Origin of the sequence: Streptomyces humidus (assembly GCF_014649655.1) — a bacterium.
Classification (GTDB): domain Bacteria; phylum Actinomycetota; class Actinomycetes; order Streptomycetales; family Streptomycetaceae; genus Streptomyces; species Streptomyces humidus.
This window is the reverse complement of record NZ_BMTL01000101.1, coordinates 1-3,380: the sequence shown is the minus strand read 5'-3', so window position 1 is coordinate 3,380 and position 3,380 is coordinate 1. Positions and strand designations below refer to the sequence as shown.

Here is a 3,380-nt window from a genome sequence, read left to right as displayed (position 1 = left end):
TGGGCACGTTGCGGCGGGACCGGGGTGGTGCGCACCGTTTCCTGATGTCGTTGGCGGAGGCGTGGGTGCGGGGTGTGGGGGTGGACTGGACGGCCGTCCTGGCCGGTCATGACGCGCACACGGTCCCGCTGCCCACCTACGCCTTCCAACGCCGCCCCTTCTGGTTCGAGCCCGATACGCCGCAGCTCGGCTCCGCGACCAGCGGTGTCCAGGATCCGGTGGACGCCGAATTCTGGGCCGCTGTCGAGGAACAGGACGTCCAAGCGCTGACCGGCGTGCTGGAAGCCGCCGGGGGACCCGGCCAGGAGGCGCTGGCCCAGGCGATGCCCGTGCTGTCGGCCTGGCGCCGGGGCCGTCGTGCCGCGTCCACCGTCGACTCCTGGCGCTACCGCGTCGCCTGGCGGCCGACGGCCGACCCCGCCTCCACCACGTTGGCAGGGGCCTGGCTGGTCGTCGTCCCCGCGAGCCACGCGGACACCGCGCTCGTCCAGCTCTGCCTGGAGGGGCTTGCCACGCACGGGGCCCGGACCGTACCCCTGTTCGTCGACTCCTGTGACACCGACCGCGAGCGGCTGGCCGCCCTTCTGACCGAGACGGCCCAGCACAGCGGCGTCGACTCCGTCCGCTTCGACGGTGTGCTCTCCTTCCTCGGGCTCGACGAGCGCCCGCACCCCGGACAGCGCGGACTCGCGGCCGGTCTCGCGGCCGGGCTGGCGCTCATCCAGGCGTGCGGCGACCTCGGCATGCGTGCCCCGCTGTGGCTGGCCACCAGCGGAGCCGTCACCACGGGCGACAGCGACCCCCTGCGCAACCCCGTGCAGAACGGCACCTGGGGGATGGGCAGGGTGGCCGCGCTGGAACACCCCGAGTTCTGGGGCGGCCTCGTCGACCTCCCGGAGGAGCCCGACGAGCGGACCGCCGCCCGGCTGTGCGGGATCCTCGCCGACTCCCGTGCCGAGGACCAGGTGGCCGTCCGCCGCACCGGCATCCTGCTCCGCCGTCTGGCCCGGTTCCCCGCCGGGACTTCGGGCGACGGTCACCGCACATGGACCTCGCGCGGCACGGCGCTGATCACCGGCGGCACCGGTGGTCTCGGCGGGCACACCGCCCGCTGGCTCGCGGGCAACGGAACCGAGCACCTGGTCCTGGTCAGCCGACGCGGCGCGGACGCCCCGGGCGCCGCCGAGCTGGAGACCGAGCTGCGAGCGCTGGGCGCCTGCGTCACCCTCGCTTCCTGCGACATCGCCGACCGGAACGCCCTGGCCGCGCTCGTCGAGCGGGTCGAGGCGGACGGCCCGCCCATCCGCACCGTCGTGCACACCGCCGGCGTCGGCATCCTCGTCCCGCTGGCCACCACCACGCTGCAGGAGTTCGCCGACGGAGCCGAGGCCAAGCTGTCGGGCGCCGCACATCTCGACGCGATCTTCTCCGACGACCGGCTCGACGCCTTCGTCGTCTTCTCCTCCGTCGCCGGAGTCTGGGGCAGCGGCGACCACGGAGCGTACGCGGCGGCCAACGCCTACGCCGACGCGGTCGCCGAGCACCGGCGGGCCCGCGGCCTGGCCGGTACGTCGATCGCCTGGGGCATCTGGAGCGACGAGGGCGGCGGCATGGCCCTCGACATCGTCCAGGAGCAACTGCGCTGGCGCGGCATCCCCTTCATGGACCCGGCCCTCGCGGTGACCGGCATGCAGCAGGTGCTGGACCGCGACGAGTGCTTCGTCGCCGTCGCCGACATCGACTGGGAACGTTTCGTCCCCGTCTTCACGGCGGCCCGCCCCCGCCCCCTCCTCACCGAGGTGCCCGAGGTCGCCGAGCTGCTGCGCGCCGAAGAGGACCGCCGCAGTCAGGACACGTCGACCGCGGAGGGCTCCGGTCTCGTCGACCGGCTGCGCGGCATGAACCCCGACGAACAGCAGCAGGCCGTACTCGACCTCGTGCGCGCCCAGGTCGCCGGAGTGCTCGGGCACAGCGGCCCGAACAGTGTGGAAGTGGGCCGAGCCTTCCGTGAGCTCGGCTTCGACTCGCTGACCTCGGTCGAGCTGCGCAACCGGCTGAACGCCGCCACCGGTCTGCGTCTGCCGGTCACCGTGATCTTCGACCGGCCCACGGTGACCACCCTGGCCCGGCACGTCCGCGAGGAACTGCTCGGAGACTCGGCGGCCCTTCCCGTGCCGGCCCCGCCCGTCGTCTCCGAACGCGGGGCCGCCGCGGACGACGACCCGGTCGTCATCGTCTCCATGAGCTGCCGCTACCCGGGCGGCGCCGACAGCCCCGAGAAGCTGTGGCGGATCCTCGCAGAGGGCCGTGACGCCATCGACGCCTTCCCCGACGACCGCGCCTGGGACCTCGAGACCCTGTACGACCCGGACCCGGACCGTGAGGGCACCTGCTACGCCCGCGAGGGCGGCTTCGTCTACGACGCGGGCGAGTTCGACCCCGGTTTCTTCGGCATCTCGCCGCGCGAGGCCGTCGCCATGGACCCGCAGCAGCGACTGCTGCTGGAGACCTCCTGGGAGGTGCTGGAACGGGCCGGACTCGTTCCCGAGGAAGTGCGCGGCGCTCCCGTCGGCGTATTCGTGGGCGCCGCCAACCAGGGCTTCGGCGGCCTGGACAACCTGCCCGAGGGCGTCGAAGGGCACATCGTCACCGGCAGCGCCACGAGCGTGCTGTCCGGCCGGATCGCCTACACCCTCGGCCTGGAGGGCAGCGCGGTGACCATCGACACCGCGTGCTCCTCCTCCTTGGTGGCCCTGCACATGGCGGTCCAGGCGCTGCGCTCCGGAGAGTGCTCCATGGCCCTCGCGGGCGGCGTCGCCGTGATGGTCGAGCCCATCGGCTTCATCGGCTTCGCCCGCACCCGGGGCATCGCCGAGGACGGCCGCTCGAAGGCGTTCGCCAAGGCCGCCGACGGCATGGGCCTCGCCGAGGGCGCGGGCATGCTGCTCCTCGAGCGGCTGTCGGACGCCCGCCGCAACGGTCATCCCGTGCTGGCGGTGATCCGCTCCACCGCCCTCAACCAGGACGGGGCGAGCAACGGCCTCAGCGCCCCCAGCGGACCCGCCCAGCAGCAGGTGATCCGGGCGGCTCTCGCCAAGGCCGGGTTGTCGACGGCGGACGTGGACGCGGTGGAGGCGCACGGCACGGGGACCACGCTGGGCGACCCGATCGAGGCGCAGGCGCTCCTCGCCACCTACGGACAGGGCAGGGACCCGGAACGGCCCCTGTGGCTGGGCTCGTTGAAGTCCAACATCGGCCACACCCAGGCAGCCTCCGGTGTCGGCGGTGTGATGAAGATGGTGCTCGCGCTGCAGCATGCGGTCCTTCCCCGGACGCTGCACGTCGACGAGCCGACTCCGCACGTCGACTGGTCGTCGGGG

At 73.4% G+C, this 3,380-nt stretch carries 1 pseudogene; it reads left to right on the top strand.

Features of this window, described 5'->3' with window-relative positions:
• Positions 1-44: 44 nt before the first annotated feature.
• A pseudogene (locus IE239_RS41170) lies at positions 45-3,380 on the top strand (SDR family NAD(P)-dependent oxidoreductase); the annotation flags it as partial.